This is a genomic window from Lysobacter sp. ISL-50 (assembly GCF_018612875.1).
Lineage (GTDB): Bacteria > Pseudomonadota > Gammaproteobacteria > Xanthomonadales > Xanthomonadaceae > Lysobacter.
Window position 1 is genome coordinate 84,956 of the sequence record NZ_JAGGRI010000001.1, and the last position, 14,758, is coordinate 99,713.

Consider the following 14,758-nt stretch of genomic DNA (forward strand, 5'->3'; position numbering starts at 1 on the left):
TTGCCAAAGCAGCGTGCGCTGCGTCGATCAGGGCGAAGTCACCGACAGTTGCGCGCCGACCTTGGCGCCGTAGTTCACGTCCACCTGGACAAGATAATTCCCGCTTTCGGGCAGGTTCGGCAGTGTCATGGTGGTACCCGTCCGGGTCGAGGTCTGCTTGAACGAACCTCCACTGGGCTTGAACACCGTGTAGTAGACGTCACGCGCGGCCGGGTCGGTGGTCTGCGTGGAAATCACCAGCGACAGCGATTGACCGGCGGTCGCGGCAAAGTTCAGTGCTGCGTTCTGGCCGTTGCGATTCAGGGCCAACGGGAACGAGGTGTTCAACGGCAACACTCCTGCCGCGTCATTGCTGAGAGTGAGCTTGAAGTTCATCGTGCCGTTGCCGCCGGTCGGCGGTACCACGATCACGCTGTAGGTCCCGGCCGGTAGGTTCGGAAGATCCAGATCGCAGCCGCCGTACTGCGCGTAGCAGTTCTCGTAGGTGAGCTGGGTGCCGTTGGGGCGATAGACGTACATGCTGGCGTTGCTGGTCGAACCCGGAGTGACGAAGTCGCTCAAGCCCATTCCCAGGTTCGCGCCCTGCGCCACGGCAACCGTGTAGTAAGCACGTTCCCACGAAGCCGCGCTAGCGTAGTCCGCCGGCGCGCCGTCGACGGCCAGACCATCGCCCGTGTCGAGCTCAAGCCGCGAAGTCGACGTCATGCCGTAGTCGGCATCGACGAACAAGGTGTACTGGCCGCTCACCGGCAGATTCGCCAGATTCAGGCTCAGACCGGTGGTCGAGTACGACGACACCAAGTTGCTGCCGTCGGGCTTGTACACCGTGTAGTACACGTTGCGCACCGTCGGTGACACCACGATGTTCGAAGCGTTCACCGCCAGCGTCTGGCCCGCCGTTGCGGTGAAGCTCAGGCGGCCGTTCTGACCGCGGCGGCTCAACGTCAGATTCATCGGCGTGTTCGGCGACAAAGTCACGGTCGCGTCCGGCGTCAGCACCGTCTTGAAGTTCATCGTCCCGCTGCCCCCGCTCGGGGGCACCATGATCACGCTGTAGGTACCGGCTGGCAGATTCGGCAGATCCAGATCGCAGCCGCCGTACTGAGCGTAGCAATTCTCGTAGGTGAGCTGGGTGCCGTTGGGGCGGTACACATACATGGTCACCGAGTTGGTCGTCCCCGGCGTCACCAGGTCAGCCAATGCCAACCCCAGATTGGCGCCTTGCGCCGCAGTGAAGGTGAAGTACCCGCGCTCCCACGCAGCCGCGCTAGCGTAGTCCGCCGGCGCCCCGTCGACGGCCAGACCATCGCCCGTGTCGAGCTCGATCCGCGAAGTCGACGTCATGCCGTAATCGGCATCGACGAACAAGGTGTACTGGCCGCTCACCGGCAGATTCGCCAGATTCAGGCTCAGACCGGTGGTCGAGTACGACGACACCAAGTTGCTGCCGTCGGGCTTGTACACCGTGTAGTACACGTTGCGCACCGTCGGCGACACCACGATGTTCGAAGCGTTCACCGCCAGCGTCTGGCCCGCCGTCGCGGTGAAGCTCAGACGGCCGTTCTGACCGCGGCGACTCAAGGACAAGTCCATCGGAACGTTCGGCGACAGGACCCCCGTCGCATCTGCCGTCAGCATCGTCTTGAAGCTCATCGTCCCATTGGTTCCACTCGGCGGCACCACGATCACGCTGTAGGTACCGGCGGGCAAGTTCGACAGATCCAGATCGCAACCGTTGTACTGCGCATAGCAGTACTCATAAGACAACTGGCTGCCATTGGGACGATATACATAGACAGCAACGGGGTACGTCGTACCTGGCGTCACCAGATCGGTTAACGCCAGTCCCAAATTCACGCCCTGCGCCGCGGTGAAGGTGAAGTACGCACGCTCCCACGGAGCCGAGCTCGTGTAATCCGCCGGATCACCGTCCGATGTCAGACCATCGCCCGTGTCCAACTCGATCCGCGAATTGGACGTCATGCCGAAGTCCGCATCGACGAACAGCACGTACTGACCGCTCACCGGCAGGTTAGTGAGGTTCAGGCTCAAACCGCTGGCCGAATTGCTTGATACCAGTGTGCTGCCATCGGGCTTGTACACCGTGTAGTACACATTGCGTGCCGTCGGCGACGCCACGATGTTCGATGCGTTCACCGCCATCGTCTGGCCGGCGGTGCCGGTAAAACTGAGGCGACCGTCCTGGCCGCGACGGCTCAAGGACAAGTCCATTGGCACGTTCGGCGACAAGACTCCCGTCGCATCTGCGCTCAGAATGCTATTGAAACTCATCGTAGCGCTACCGCTGCCGGGCGGAGTCACCATCACGCTGTAGGTACCTTCCTGCAGATTCGGCAGATCCAGGTCGCAACCGCCGTACTGCGCATAGCAGTACTGATAAGTCAGCTGGCTGCCGTTGGGGCGATACACATACACGGTTGCCGCACCCGTCGTACCCGGCGTCGCCAGATCGGTGATGCCCAGGCCCAGATTCGCCCCTTGCGCCGCGCTGAAGGTGAAGTAGGCGTTCTGGCCCGGCGTCTGGGTCAGGAAGCTGCCCGGATCGCCGTCGGGAGACACGGTCTGAGTCTGCCCCGAAACCAGAGTCAGCTGCGCCGTTGCGTTCTCGCCGTAATTGGGATCGACGAAGACCGTATATTCGCCGCTGACCGGCAGATTCCACAGATTCATCGTCAAGTTTGTCTTGGTATAGCTCTGCTGCAACAACGTGCCGTCGGGCTTGTAGATCGTGTAGTAGACGTCGCGGTTGGCCGGGGCGGTGCTTTGCCCGGCTACATTGAAGGCGAATGTCTGCCCCAGCTCGCCGGAGAACTTGATCCGGCCGTTGCGGCCGCGGCGATCAAGGACCAGGCTCAACGAAGTATCGATCGAAGCAGTAGCCACAAGATCGGTGCTGACGATCGCCTGGAAACTGACCGTGGCGGCGTCGCTGGGCGGAACCAACATCGCCGTATATTCGCCGGCCGGCAGATTCGCCAGATTCAGATCGCAGCCGTTGTACTGCGAGTAGCAGTACTCATAGGTCAACTGGCTACCATTCGGCCGATAGATGTAGACGGTCGCCGCGCCAGTCGACCCTGGGGTAAGCAGGTCCGCGATACCGAGGCCGAGATTGGCGCCCTGCTCCGCGGTGAACGCGAAATACACGTTCTGGCCCGGGACCTGAGTGGAGAAACTGCGCGGCTCGGCACCCGGATCGGTACGCCCCGCCTCGCCGGGCAACAGCACCGCGGTGGCCTTGGCGGTTTCGCCGTACTCGGGGTCCATGAAAATGGTGTATTCGCCGTCAGCCGGCAGATTGCGCAGGTTCTGGGTCAATCCGGTTTTGGTGTAGCCCTGCTGCAAGCTGGTGCCGTCGGGCTTGTACACCGTGTAGTAGACATTGCGATTGGCAGGCAAGGTCGACTGCTGCGACACGTTGAAGGCAAAGGTCTGGCCGACCTGGGCGGAGAATTTGAGGCGCGCGTTCTCGCCCCGCCGGGTTAGATCGACGGTGTTGGGCGCATTCACCGCCAGTACGATCGACTGGTCGGGACTCAAGATGGCCTTGAACGCCATCGTTCTCTCCCCGGCGCCGGGCGGTACCACGGTGACGTTGTAGGTGCCGGCGTCGGCGATGAACAGATTCAGATCGCAACCGTTGTATTGCGCATAGCAGTATTCGTATGTCAGCTGCGTTCCGTTCGGGCGATACACATACACAGTCGCCGCACCGGTGGTTCCCGGCGTGAGCAGATCGCTGATCCCCAAGCCCAACCTGTCGCCGGCTTGGGCCGGGAAGCTGAAGTAGACGTTCTGCCCTGGCGTTTGCGTTTCGAAGCTTCCAAGCGAGCCGCCCGGATCCGGCCCGCCCACCTGGCCGGATACCAGCCTGGTTTGCGCTGCGGCGGTTTCGCCTTGACCCGGATCGACGAACACCTGGTAGCCGCCGGTCTGCGGAAGGTTCGGCAGATTCAAGGTCAGATCAGCACGCGTATTGCTTTGTTGCAGCACTGTGCCATCGGGTTTGTAGACGGTGTAGTAGACGTCGCGGTTCGCCGGCAAGGTCGATTGCGCAGATACATTGAACGCCCGCGTCTGCCCGGCCTCGGCCGAGAAGGTCAGCCGCGCGTTTTGACCGCGACGTTCCAGCGCGAGCGGCGCGGAAACATCCACCGTCAGCGGAACCACCATGTCCGGGCTCAATGTGGTCTTGAAGCTCAGGGTGCGCGCGCCGTCCGAAGTCGGCACGACCGTCGCGGTATAAGTACCCGCAGGCAGATTACCCAGATTCAGATCGCAGCCGTCGTATTGCGCATAACAATACTCATAAGACAACTGGCTGCCGTCGGGGCGGTAGACGTAGAGGTATACCGCGCCGGCGCTGCCGGGAGTCTTCAGTTCGCTGATCCCTAGCCCCAGGTTCGCGCCCTGTTGAGCGACGAAGCTGAAATAGACATTCTGGCCCGCGGTCTGGGTGGCGAATTCGTTCGTCTCTTCTCCAGGGACCACTTCGCCGGACTGGCCCGATACCAGGGTCACCTGGGCACTAGTCGTTTCGCCGTAGTAGGGATCGACATAAATCCAGTAATTTCCCGCGACCGGCAAGCGCGGCAGGTTCAAGGTCAGCCCGATCTTGGTATTGCCCTGCTGCAGCACGCTGCCGTCGGGCTTGTACACGGTGTAGTAGACCTCGCGGTTGGCCGGCACGGTGGCCTGCGCGGCGACGTTGAACGCGTAGGTCTGGCCGGCCTCGGCAGCGAAGTTCAAACGACCGTTCTGGCCGCGGCGCTCCAGTGCCAGCGAAGCCAGAGCATCTGCGCTCAGCGGCAAGACACGGTCCTCGCTGAGCGTGGCCTTGAGCGACAGCAGCCGCTGACCGTCGGAGGTGGGGGTCAGGACCAGAGTATAGGTGCCGGGGCCGCTGAGGCGCGTCAGATTGAGATCGCAACCGCCATACTGGGCGTAGCAATACTCGTACGCCAGTTGACTACCATCGGGGCGATAAATCGTTGCCAGTACATGGCTGGTCGAACCGGCCGTCACCAGATCGCTCAGACCGATGCCCAGACTGTCGCCGGTAACGGCATCGAACACGAAACGCTTGCTCTGATAAGCGCTGGCGCTACTCACCGCCAACGGCACGGCCGACGTGCTGAGCGCGGCGTTCTTTTCCCAGTTGAGCGACCACGCCATCGGTACGCTCGGCTTGAGAAGGAGCAGATGCAGGCCGGCGCCGAGGCGCGGCAAATGCACCGTGGGCAAGGTGGCGCTGGCGCTACCGCCCCACAACTGGCGATTATCCGGGCCGTACAAGGTATAGGCGACGCTGCCGGCGGCGACGCCGCTGAACTGCAGGCTGGTGAGATCGCGATTCGGCGAGTCCAGCAGCAGCGCGACCTGCTGGTTCGTCGTGGTGGTCTCCAACGCGCGCGGGGCCGAATCCAGCAGCAAGCGACCACCGCTGATCAGGTCGGCCGGATTGACGCCAACTGGCGCGACCACGAATTCGTCCGCGCTTTGCGCGCTGCCGTACGGCGTGCTGACGGTGATCTTGCCGGTACCGGCGCGCACGGGAACCGCAAACACCAACTGAGTGTCGTTAATGCTGGTGGGCACCGCGATCCGGTCGCCGAGCAGCACCCGGGTCATGTCGGGCGCCGGATAAAACCTCTGGCCGGTCACGGTGACCATGGTCCCGGCGGCCCCCACCATCGGGGTCACGCCCGCGATGACCGGCGGCTGCGCGTTTTCGTCGACGACGAAATCGGCCGGGCCGGCGACCGTCTGGGCACCCACCGTGACGGTCAGCGGACCGGTGGCCGCACCGGCTGGCACCAACACGTCGAGTTCGGTCGGCGTCGCTGCCGTTACTGTCGCCGCGACGCCGTTGAAACGCACGGCATTGTCAGGCGCGACCGCGCTGAAACCCTTGCCTTCGATCCTGACCGCCACGCCGGTGGCGCCGCGCGCGGGCACGAAGGAGAACACCGCGATCTGGCCCGCCGCGAGGCGCTCGATTCGCAGCAGATTACCGACCTTGTCGTAAACGTAGCGCGCGCTCTCGCCGGACTGCTCATCGACCATCACGATCAAGCGGCCGTTATCGTCATAGACATACTTGGCGGCCAGCGCCAGAGAACCGCTGACCAACATGGCCAGGCCGATCAGCAGTATCCACCACTGCGGCGCGATGCCGGCTCGAGCACGCACGCTCGCCCTGGACAGCCACGTACCGTCTACGGCCGGTCGGTCGTCCTGGGCCTGAGGGGCGAGATCCACGCGCTGTTCCATGATGCTCTCTCCAAGAGCAGCCCGGTCTGTCCGGGCTTCCTAAAGTGGTGAATCCTGTGCTTCCGGCATTCCGCCGGCGGGTCTACGACGTCGCGCCAGGTTGATCCGATCGGATCAAGCCTTGGCGCCGGCCCTCGGCCTCGCGCCTTCCGGCAGAGTCTGTGTCACTTCGATTTCTTGGCGCCCTGCTGGCTTTCCATCGATCGTCACCTCGACTACGTATCGGCCCAACGCCCAATTGCCGGCGCCTTGCCTGACGAACCCGAGATTGGTCGTAGCCGCGCCCGTCAGGGTCAGGTCCTTCTTCAGTTCACCGACGACTTCGCCGTTGCTCATCGCGATCAGCTTCGCTGTTACCGGAACGGCATTGGCCGCGCCGCGGGTGCGCAGCGACGCGACGATCTTTTCGGTAGGCAGGAACTGGGTCAGCGGCATGACGGTGCCGTCGGGATTTTCGCTGGTGCCCACGTCCAGGGCGAACAGATTCAGTTCCGAGGCTTTGGCCGGCGCGGAAACTGCCGGCGCCGCGGCGTCAGGTGTCGCTTCTCCGGCCTTCTGCCCACAACCGGTGGCCAAAGCCGCGTAAATCAAGACCACTGGAACAAGAAACTCGATTTTCTTCATGACCTTCAACCTAGCTGTCGGCGATGGCCAACTTCGCCATCCTTGTATTCGTTATCGCGGGCCGATACGGCTCATCGCCCACGCCCTCAACAAACATGTACCCGATCGGGCACACCCAACGGGCCGTCCGCCACCGCGACTCGCGCGCAGGCTTACGCGCAGCCGCTCTTGGTGGCAACGTTCTTGATTTGGCTTGTCCCCTAGACTGAAATTCTACCTACGGCATACATCGCTCCATCCTTGAGTCGCGCCCCGAACTGTTTACTGGGGCGAACTGCCTGTCCCTGCCCATCCGGCCGATGGGTGCTGCGTCATGTCGGACTCTAATAGCAGGCAATGCCGTTCACAAATAGTAAAAAAGACTATCTATGTGATCGCTTTCACTGAACTTATCCGGCGCTACGCTGCAGGGGCGTAATAAGTGTGCACTCAGCAATCCAAACCCCATCGAATGGGTCTAACACGGACAATCTATTAGGGGCTGTCCTAGATAAGCGACCAACCGTAACAGCCGCCACACTACGGCCATGGAGTTGCAGAGCTTGCGACTCGAAGCGGACATCTTTCATGGATCCGGCCTGCAGCGCCGGGCCGATCGCCCCCACGGCCGCGACCGCGCAATCGCTAACAGCTACAGCTGGCGCACATGCGCCTTCAGCAACTTGCACTGTTCCCCGAACAAGCCCCAGGTTATCCGTCCACTGTTATCGAGATGCCGTGCTCTCGCAGCCAGCCCATTGCTCTGCATCTTCAGGCGTAATCAGCACCTGCCGGGCAAACCATCCGTGTTTGAACTTAATCATGAACGCTCTGCTCATGAAACGATTCTTGAAATTGAATGCGGAGAGCGAACCGATCGAAACCACGCCGATCTCATCGACCCGCTCGATGTCGCGGCTCCTCACCTTTGCAAGGATCACCCATAGAAACAACACGAACCGAAGTCGCCCCCCTCGACCAGCACGTCGTGAAGCAGCGGCAACCCTATCCGGCCAGCGCGCCCGCTACATTGGTGCTCACACCGTGGCGGCCCAGATTCGACCATTGCTCGCGTATTGCAACAATAATCGTCTTGAACGGCCCCAGCAGTTCATTGGCGCGATTCGCGTCGGTCAACACAAGCCCGATACCCATTCCAGCCGGTGCCATGAGGATATCAACGCGCTCAGCGCGACTTCGCCCTCAGCGCGACTTGTTCGGCAATGGTCAAAGCGACGTTGTTACGCAGGTACGCCGGTTCGATGCGCTCGGGTGCGACGCTCTCGCCGCGTGCGTAGGCGGCTGCGGCGAGGCGGGCGAGGTCGGCGGCGTGCGGCAGCGCGTCGGGGTCGATCGCGGCGAAACGCGCGCTCAGGCGCTGACGCAGGGCACCGTCGGCGGCGGCGAAGCCGGTGCCGACGCCGAGCCAGGCGTTGTCGGCTGCGTTGTCGCCGAGGTCGGGCAGCGCTGCGGCGTCGGGAGCGAGTACGGCTTCGCGGTCGAGCGCGAATGGTTCGCCATCGCGCAGTTCGTAAGCGGCGGTATATATCTCACCCATGCGCGCGTCGATCGCGCTGAGCACGCGTCGCGGGCCGGTGCCGGTGATCAGCGGCTGCGCGCGTAGGGCCAGCACGGCCAGGGTGGAGATCGGGATCACCGGCACATCCAGCGCGAGGGCCACGCCTTGAGCCAGGGAGATGGCCAGGCGCACGCCGGTGAACGCGCCAGGCCCGCGGCCGATCGCGATGGCGTCGAGCTGGCTGCGCTTGAGGCCGGCTTCGTCCAGCAACTGCTCGGCCCACGGCAGCGAGAGTTCGGCGTGACGGCGCGGCGCGAGTTCGTAGCGTTCGCGCACTTCGCCGTCCAGCCACAGGGCGACGGAGCAGGCTTCAGTGGAGGTTTCGAAGGCTAAGAGGTTCATTGTTGCTCGTGGTTGTTGCTTTGGTTGTTGCGCGGTCGCTGGTGCGGTGGGGGCTTGCGTTCGCTTTTGCTCGTCATTTCCGCGGACGCGGGTTCTGCTTTACTTCGGCGGAGCCGAACATTCAGCGACTTCAAACGTTCTCGCGCGAAAGGCACTGGATTCCCGCGTTCGCGGGAATGACGGAGTGAGGGAGTCGCCGCTATTGGATAGGACGAAGCGAAGATTCGCTGCGATCGCATAAGCCGAAGCTCGCCGTCCGATCATCACCCGCAACGCACCGCCTCACCTACGCGCCTCACTCCGCCACCACCGCCGGATCATTCGGATTCGGCTGCCACAGTTCGATCAAGCCGCCTTCCGGGTCCACCACATAACCGAACTTGCCCTGCTCGCTTTCCTCATAACGATCGAGCACCTGACAGCCTTCCTCGCGCAGCGCGTGCAGCGTGGCCGTCAGATCGTCGACGCGGAAGTTCAGCATGTAGGGCTTGTCGCTGGGCTTGAAGTACTCGGTGGTCTCCGCGAACGGCGACCAGATGGTGTAACCGGTCTCGCCGGTCTCCTCGCGCTGCCACGAGAACATCGCGCCGCCCCAGCCCTGCCCGCCGATGTCGAGATGGCGCTCGTACCAGGCCGACAAGGCGGACGGATCGCGCGCCTTGAAGAACACGCCGCCCAGCCCGTGCACGCGCGGCTTGCGCGCCGGCGCGGTCCGATTGTCTTCGCTCATGCTCGTACCCTCCCAGCTCAGCGGTAGTAATCGTCGTCGTCCGACGACGAGGCCGAAGCCGATTCTAGTACCACCGGGCGGCCGGAGAAGAAATCGGCCACGTCCTCGATCCGGCGCGTGCGCGGCAACGGCGGCAGCGAGTCCAGGAAGGTCTTGCCGTAGCTCTTGGACAGCAGGCGCGGGTCGCACAGCACCAGCACGCCGCGATCGGTTTCACTGCGGATCAGGCGCCCGGCGCCCTGCTTCAACGCGATCACCGCCTGCGGCAGCTGCTCGTCGCGGAACGGATTGCCGCCGCCGCGACGGATCGCGTCCAGGCGCGCTTCGAACACCGGATCGTCGGGCGCGGCGAAGGGCAGCTTGTCGATCACCACCACGCTCAGCGCCTCGCCGGCCACGTCCACGCCTTCGCGGAAACTCGCCGCGCCCAGCAGCACGCCGTTGCCGGAAGCGCGGAAGCGTTCCAGCAGCACGTGCCGCGGCGCTTCGCCCTGCACGAACAACGGCCACGGGCCGCCGCGCAGCAGCTCGGCGGTTTCGCGCAGAGCGCGATGCGAGGCGAACAACACGAAGGCGCGGCCGCCGGAGGCTTCCAGGATCGGCCGCAGCTTATCGACCAGGCTTTCGTTGTAATGCCGCACCGCCGGATCGGGCAGTCCCGGCGGCAGATACAGCAGCGCCTGTTGCGCCCAGTCGAACGGACTCGGCGCGAGCAGAGTCGTCGGCTCGGCCAGGCCGAGCTTTTGCGCGTAGTGCTGGAAATGCCCGCCGACCGCGAGCGTGGCCGAGGTGAACACCCAGGCGGCGCGCGAACGTTCGCGATGCTCGGCCAAAGGCCCGGCGACATCCAGCGGCGTGCGCGCCAGACGGAAACCGCGCGCGGTGAGTTCGTACCACAGCACGCTGGTATCGGGCGCGGCCGGCGCCGGCGTTTCGGCGTCCTGATCGGCGTCGGCGGTTTCGTTCGCCTCGGCGCTGATCACCGGTTCGCGCGGCGGCGGCGAGAAGTCGTCGTACTCGGCGTCTTCCTGCACCGGCCGCGGCCGCGGCACCGGCGCGCCGCGCCAGCGCTTGAGTTTGGTTTCGAAATCCTTCGCCCGCGCGTGGCAGCTGTCGAACCCCGGCGCCGCGGCGCGCAGGGAATCCAGCGCGTTTTGCATCGCCCGCAGCGCTTGCTCCAATTCGTCGAACGCCGCTTCCACCGCCGGCAATTCGGCGGCGCGGCGGCGGGTCGCGCGCACCGGCAGATCGTCCATCGCCGCGCGCAGGCCGCGCACGGCTTGTTCCAGATCGCGCGCCGGCACCTGCACCGTGGCCAGCGCGCCGGTCACCGTCTTGCACTCGGCCAGCGCGTCGCGCGCCAGTTCCACCAGCGGACGCGCGCTGATCGCTTCGCCGAAGAATTGCGAGGCCAGTTCCGGCAGCTGATGCGCCTCATCGACCACGAAGGCCTGCGCGCCCGGCAGGATTTCGCCGAAACCTTCCTGCTTGAGCGCCAGATCGGCGAGCAGCAGATGGTGATTGACCACGACCAGATCCGCCGCCTGCGCGCGCTGGCGCGCCTGCACGACGAAGCAGTCGGCGTACATCGGACACTCGCTGCCCAAGCAGTTTTCCGCCGTGGAGGTCACCATCGGCAGCAGGGGCGAGTCTTCCGGCAATGCGTCGAGTTCGGCCAGATCGCCGGCGCGAGTGCGCCCGGCCCAGCTGACGATGCGCTGGAACTGGGCAGCGTATTCGCGGCTGGTGAAGCGCGGTTCGCCCTTGGCCTGCTCGGTGCGGTACTTGCACAGATAGTTGGCGCGGCCTTTCAGCAAGGCCGTCTTCAAGCCGATGCCGAGGGCGTCGCGCACGCGCGGCAGGTCGCGGTGATAGAGCTGATCCTGCAGCGCGCGGGTGCCGGTGGAGACGATGGTCTTCAGCCCCGACAACAACGCCGGCACCAGGTAGGCGAAGGTCTTGCCGGTGCCGGTGCCGGCCTCGGCCAGCAGGGTCGAGCGCGACTCGAATGCGTCCGCGATCGCCACGGACAAATCCTGCTGCGCCGATCGCGGCGCGAACGCGGCGATGTTGCGCGCGAGGTCGCCGCCTTCGCTCAGCGCGGCACGACTGGCGACGCCAAGGCGGCTGGGTTCCATGTACGGCTCAGTAGCGCGGTTGGGCGGCGACGGTGCACACGCCGATCTTGGCCTGCGCTTGCTTGCGCGCCTCGGTCAGCGCGGTGCGCTGCGGCACCAGCGCGTCGTAATGATCCTGGCGCTGGGCCAGTTTCATCGCCGCGTTGACGCCGTCGAGCTGGCCTTGCTTGGCCTGGGCGATGGTCGCCCAATGCCGGCGGCACAGCGGCCCGACCCGCGAGCCGCCGTTGTAGGCCTGCTGCGCGTAGCGTTCGGCATCGTCGAGGCGGTGCAGATACAGCGCGGCTTCGGCGCGTTCCTGCAGCAGCGCCGGATCGTTGCCGTTGATCTGCAGCGCCTGATCCAGCGCGGCCGCGGCTTCGGGGTATTTGCGGGTTTTTTCCAGGGCGTCGGCGCGCTGGCGCAGATCCTCGACCTGGGTGTCGCGGATCGGCTGCACGTCGAGCTCGCGCGCGTCGGCGCCGCCGGCGGCGCGCACCGCGGCGACCGCGGCCTCGCCGTTGAAATTGGCTTCGGCCAGCGCCGAAGGTTGCGGCGGCGCGACCGTGCAGGCCGCGGCCAGTGCGGTCAGGACCGCGAGTGCGGCGCCGCGGGGGACGGCGCCGGCTAGGGAACTGCGCTTCATTGCTTACTGCTCCGGGGGCGGGGGATTGTTCGACGGCGCCGGTTCGCGCGCGGGCTCGTCCTTGTCCTTGCCGATACCGAACCACGAGCGCCAGCCGCCGCCGGATTCCTCCGCGCCGGCCTCGGGCTGCGGCTCGGGGCACGGTGCGTACTGCGGCGCGAAACCGGCGACGAACGGGAAGCGGCGCGCGCCCACGCAGGCGGCGTCGGTGGTGCTGGTGCCGATCACCGACTGCCAGTCCAGGCCCTTGTCGGTGACTTTCAGCGGCGCGGTGGGCAGGCGCGAGAAGATCGCCGACCACACCCGCATCGCGCCGGTGGCGCCATACAGGCCGGTGGTCTGGTTCTGATCGTTGCCGACCCAGATCACCGCCAGATGGTCGCCGGTCCAGCCGGCGAACCAGCTGTCGCGGCCGTCGTTGCTGGTGCCGGTCTTGCCGGCCGGCGACAGGCGGCCCAGGCCGTCGCCGACCAGTTGCCGGCCGGTGCCGTTGGTGACCGCCTGCTGCAGGGCGATGGTGATCAGGCGCGCGGCGATCGCGTCGCCTTCCTGCGCCGGCGCGGGTTCCTTGTCGTAGCGCTTGACCGCCTTGCCGTCGGCGCCGAGCACGCCGCGCACCGCGTGCAGCGGCTGCACTTCGCCGCCGGAGGCGAGGAACTGGTACAGCTGCGCCATCGCGTACGGGCTTTGATCGACCGCGCCGAGAATCAGCGAAGGATTGTTCGGCGCCTGGATGCCGGCGAGCTTCTGCACCAGTTCGCCGATGCTCTCCGGCGAGACCTGCATGCCGATGCGCACCGTGGCCTGGTTGTAGGACATGGCCAGCGCATCGACCATGCGCACCAGGCCGTGGCTGCGGCCGTCGGAGTTGCCCGGATTCCAGTTGCGGCCGCGACCGAGCTTGACCGTGACCGGCGAATCGTCGATCCAGCTGGCGAGGTTGAATTCGCTTGGACGCGCCAGCGCCAGCAGATACACGAACGGCTTGAGCAGCGAACCCACCGGCCGCTGCGCTTCCACCGCGCGATTGAAGCCGGGCTGGGTGAACTCGCGGCTGCCGACCACCGCCACCACTTCGCCGTTGTGCACGTCGGTGACCACCAGGCCGCTTTGCAGCGGCGGGCGGCGCTTGTTGTCCAGGCTCTTGAGCGTGCGCGCGACCGCGCCTTCGGCCTGCGCCTGCGCCGACGGCGACATGCCGCTCATCACGCTCAGGCCGGCGCCGGCCAGCGCGTCGGCCGGATAGTCGCGCGCCAGTTGGCGGCGGACCAGATCGACATAGGCCGGGAAACGGTTGGCGGCGATGTTGCCCGGGTTCTGGGTGATTTCCAGCGGCGCCTTGATCGCGCGATCGTATTCTTCCTGCTTGATCAGTTGCGTTTCGAGCATTTCGCCCAGGACGAAATTGCGCCGCTGCAACGCGCGCTCGGGATTGCGACGCGGGTCGTAGTAGGACGGGCCGCGCACGATGCCGATCAGCAGCGCGACTTGTTCAGTGTTGAGGTCGCGCAGATCGCGGCCGAACCAGAACTCCGACGCGGCGGCGACGCCGTGGATGGCCTGCGAACCGCGCTGGCCCAGATACACCTGATTGAAGTAGGCCTCGAGGATGGTGCGCTTGTCGTAGCGCGCCTCGATCAGCAGGGCGTAGATGATTTCCTTGCCCTTGCGGGTCAGGGTCTGTTCCTGGCCGATGCCGAGCAGGCCGCTGCGCGCGAGCTGCTGGGTCAGGGTGCTGGCGCCCTGCTTGGCGCGGCCGGCGGCGACGTTCTTGAACGCGGCGCGGATCATGCCGCTGATGTCGATGCCGATGTGGTGGTTGAAGTCGCGGTCCTCGACCGCCTGCAGGCCGGTGACCAACAGCTCGGGCACCTCCTCGATGCGCACCAGTCGCCGCTCTTCCTGCTTCTGCCCGTACAGCGTGGCGATGCGCGCCGGGTCCAGGCGCGCGACCCGGATCGCCTTGCGCGTGGTCAGGTCGCGCACGCCGGCGACGCGGCCGCCGGAGACGATCACTTCGATCCGGCGCGGCTGCACCACGCCGTCGACGTCGTTGAAACCGCGGCTGGCGATGGTGAACTTGCCGCCTTCGCGGGCGTAGGTGCCCGGGCGCTCGCCGCCGTCCTCGCGATAGGAGGCCGCGTCGAGTTCGGTCTTCAGCGTGGCCGGGTCCAGCGCCAGGCCCGGCGCGAGTTCCAGCGGCCGCGCATAGACCCGCGTGGGGATCTGCCATTGCAACTGGCCGAAGCGCTGACCGACCTCGTGATTGAGGTAGAGCGTGTACGGAATCAGGAAGCCGAGCCCCAGGCCGACGGCGGCCAGGGCCCAGGTCACTAGACGGCGGCGCCAGCTCGGCGCGCTGCCGTTCTCGTCGCTGTCGTCGTGGTGCTCGTCTTCGTCGTAATCGATTCGGGCCACAGGGGTGCCGTACAGGGGGTCGCAGGGAA

At 65.4% G+C, this 14,758-nt stretch carries 9 protein-coding genes; all 9 read right to left on the reverse strand.

Going from position 1 to position 14,758, the window contains the following annotated elements:
* Nucleotides 1–27: 27 nt before the first annotated feature.
* Nucleotides 28–6,282, reverse strand: coding sequence for an IPT/TIG domain-containing protein (locus J7J50_RS00350; protein ID WP_215058853.1), 6,255 nt, complete (start codon nucleotides 6,280–6,282; stop codon nucleotides 28–30).
* 126 nt (nucleotides 6,283–6,408) lie between these two features.
* Nucleotides 6,409–6,918: a hypothetical protein gene (locus tag J7J50_RS00355; protein ID WP_215058851.1), complete on the reverse strand. Its 510-nt coding sequence runs from the start codon at nucleotides 6,916–6,918 to the stop codon at nucleotides 6,409–6,411.
* Nucleotides 6,919–7,622: 704 nt separating this feature from the next.
* On the reverse strand, nucleotides 7,623–7,853 hold the full coding sequence (locus J7J50_RS00360; protein ID WP_215058849.1) for a hypothetical protein: 231 nt from the start codon (nucleotides 7,851–7,853) through the stop codon (nucleotides 7,623–7,625).
* Between the two features lie 49 nt (nucleotides 7,854–7,902).
* Nucleotides 7,903–8,052 carry a hypothetical protein gene (locus J7J50_RS00365; RefSeq protein ID WP_215058847.1) on the reverse strand — a complete coding sequence of 50 codons (150 nt, stop codon included), beginning with the start codon at nucleotides 8,050–8,052 and terminating at the stop codon, nucleotides 7,903–7,905.
* A 31-nt stretch (nucleotides 8,053–8,083) separates the two neighbouring features.
* Complete coding sequence (gene tsaB, locus J7J50_RS00370; protein ID WP_215058844.1) at nucleotides 8,084–8,818, reverse strand: tRNA (adenosine(37)-N6)-threonylcarbamoyltransferase complex dimerization subunit type 1 TsaB; 735 nt, start codon at nucleotides 8,816–8,818, stop codon at nucleotides 8,084–8,086.
* A 295-nt stretch (nucleotides 8,819–9,113) separates the two neighbouring features.
* Nucleotides 9,114–9,548, reverse strand: coding sequence for a VOC family protein (locus J7J50_RS00375; protein ID WP_215058843.1), 435 nt, complete (start codon nucleotides 9,546–9,548; stop codon nucleotides 9,114–9,116).
* 17 nt (nucleotides 9,549–9,565) lie between these two features.
* Entirely contained in the window at nucleotides 9,566–11,686 is a 2,121-nt protein-coding gene (locus tag J7J50_RS00380; RefSeq protein WP_215058841.1) for an ATP-dependent DNA helicase, read from the reverse strand.
* 7 nt (nucleotides 11,687–11,693) lie between these two features.
* Entirely contained in the window at nucleotides 11,694–12,311 is a 618-nt protein-coding gene (locus tag J7J50_RS00385) for a hypothetical protein (protein WP_215058839.1), read from the reverse strand.
* A gap of 3 nt (nucleotides 12,312–12,314) precedes the next feature.
* The gene (gene mrcB / locus J7J50_RS00390; RefSeq protein WP_343222410.1) at nucleotides 12,315–14,720 is read right to left on the reverse strand and encodes a penicillin-binding protein 1B; all 2,406 of its coding nucleotides are present in this window, start codon (nucleotides 14,718–14,720) and stop codon (nucleotides 12,315–12,317) included.
* Nucleotides 14,721–14,758 lie beyond the last annotated feature (38 nt).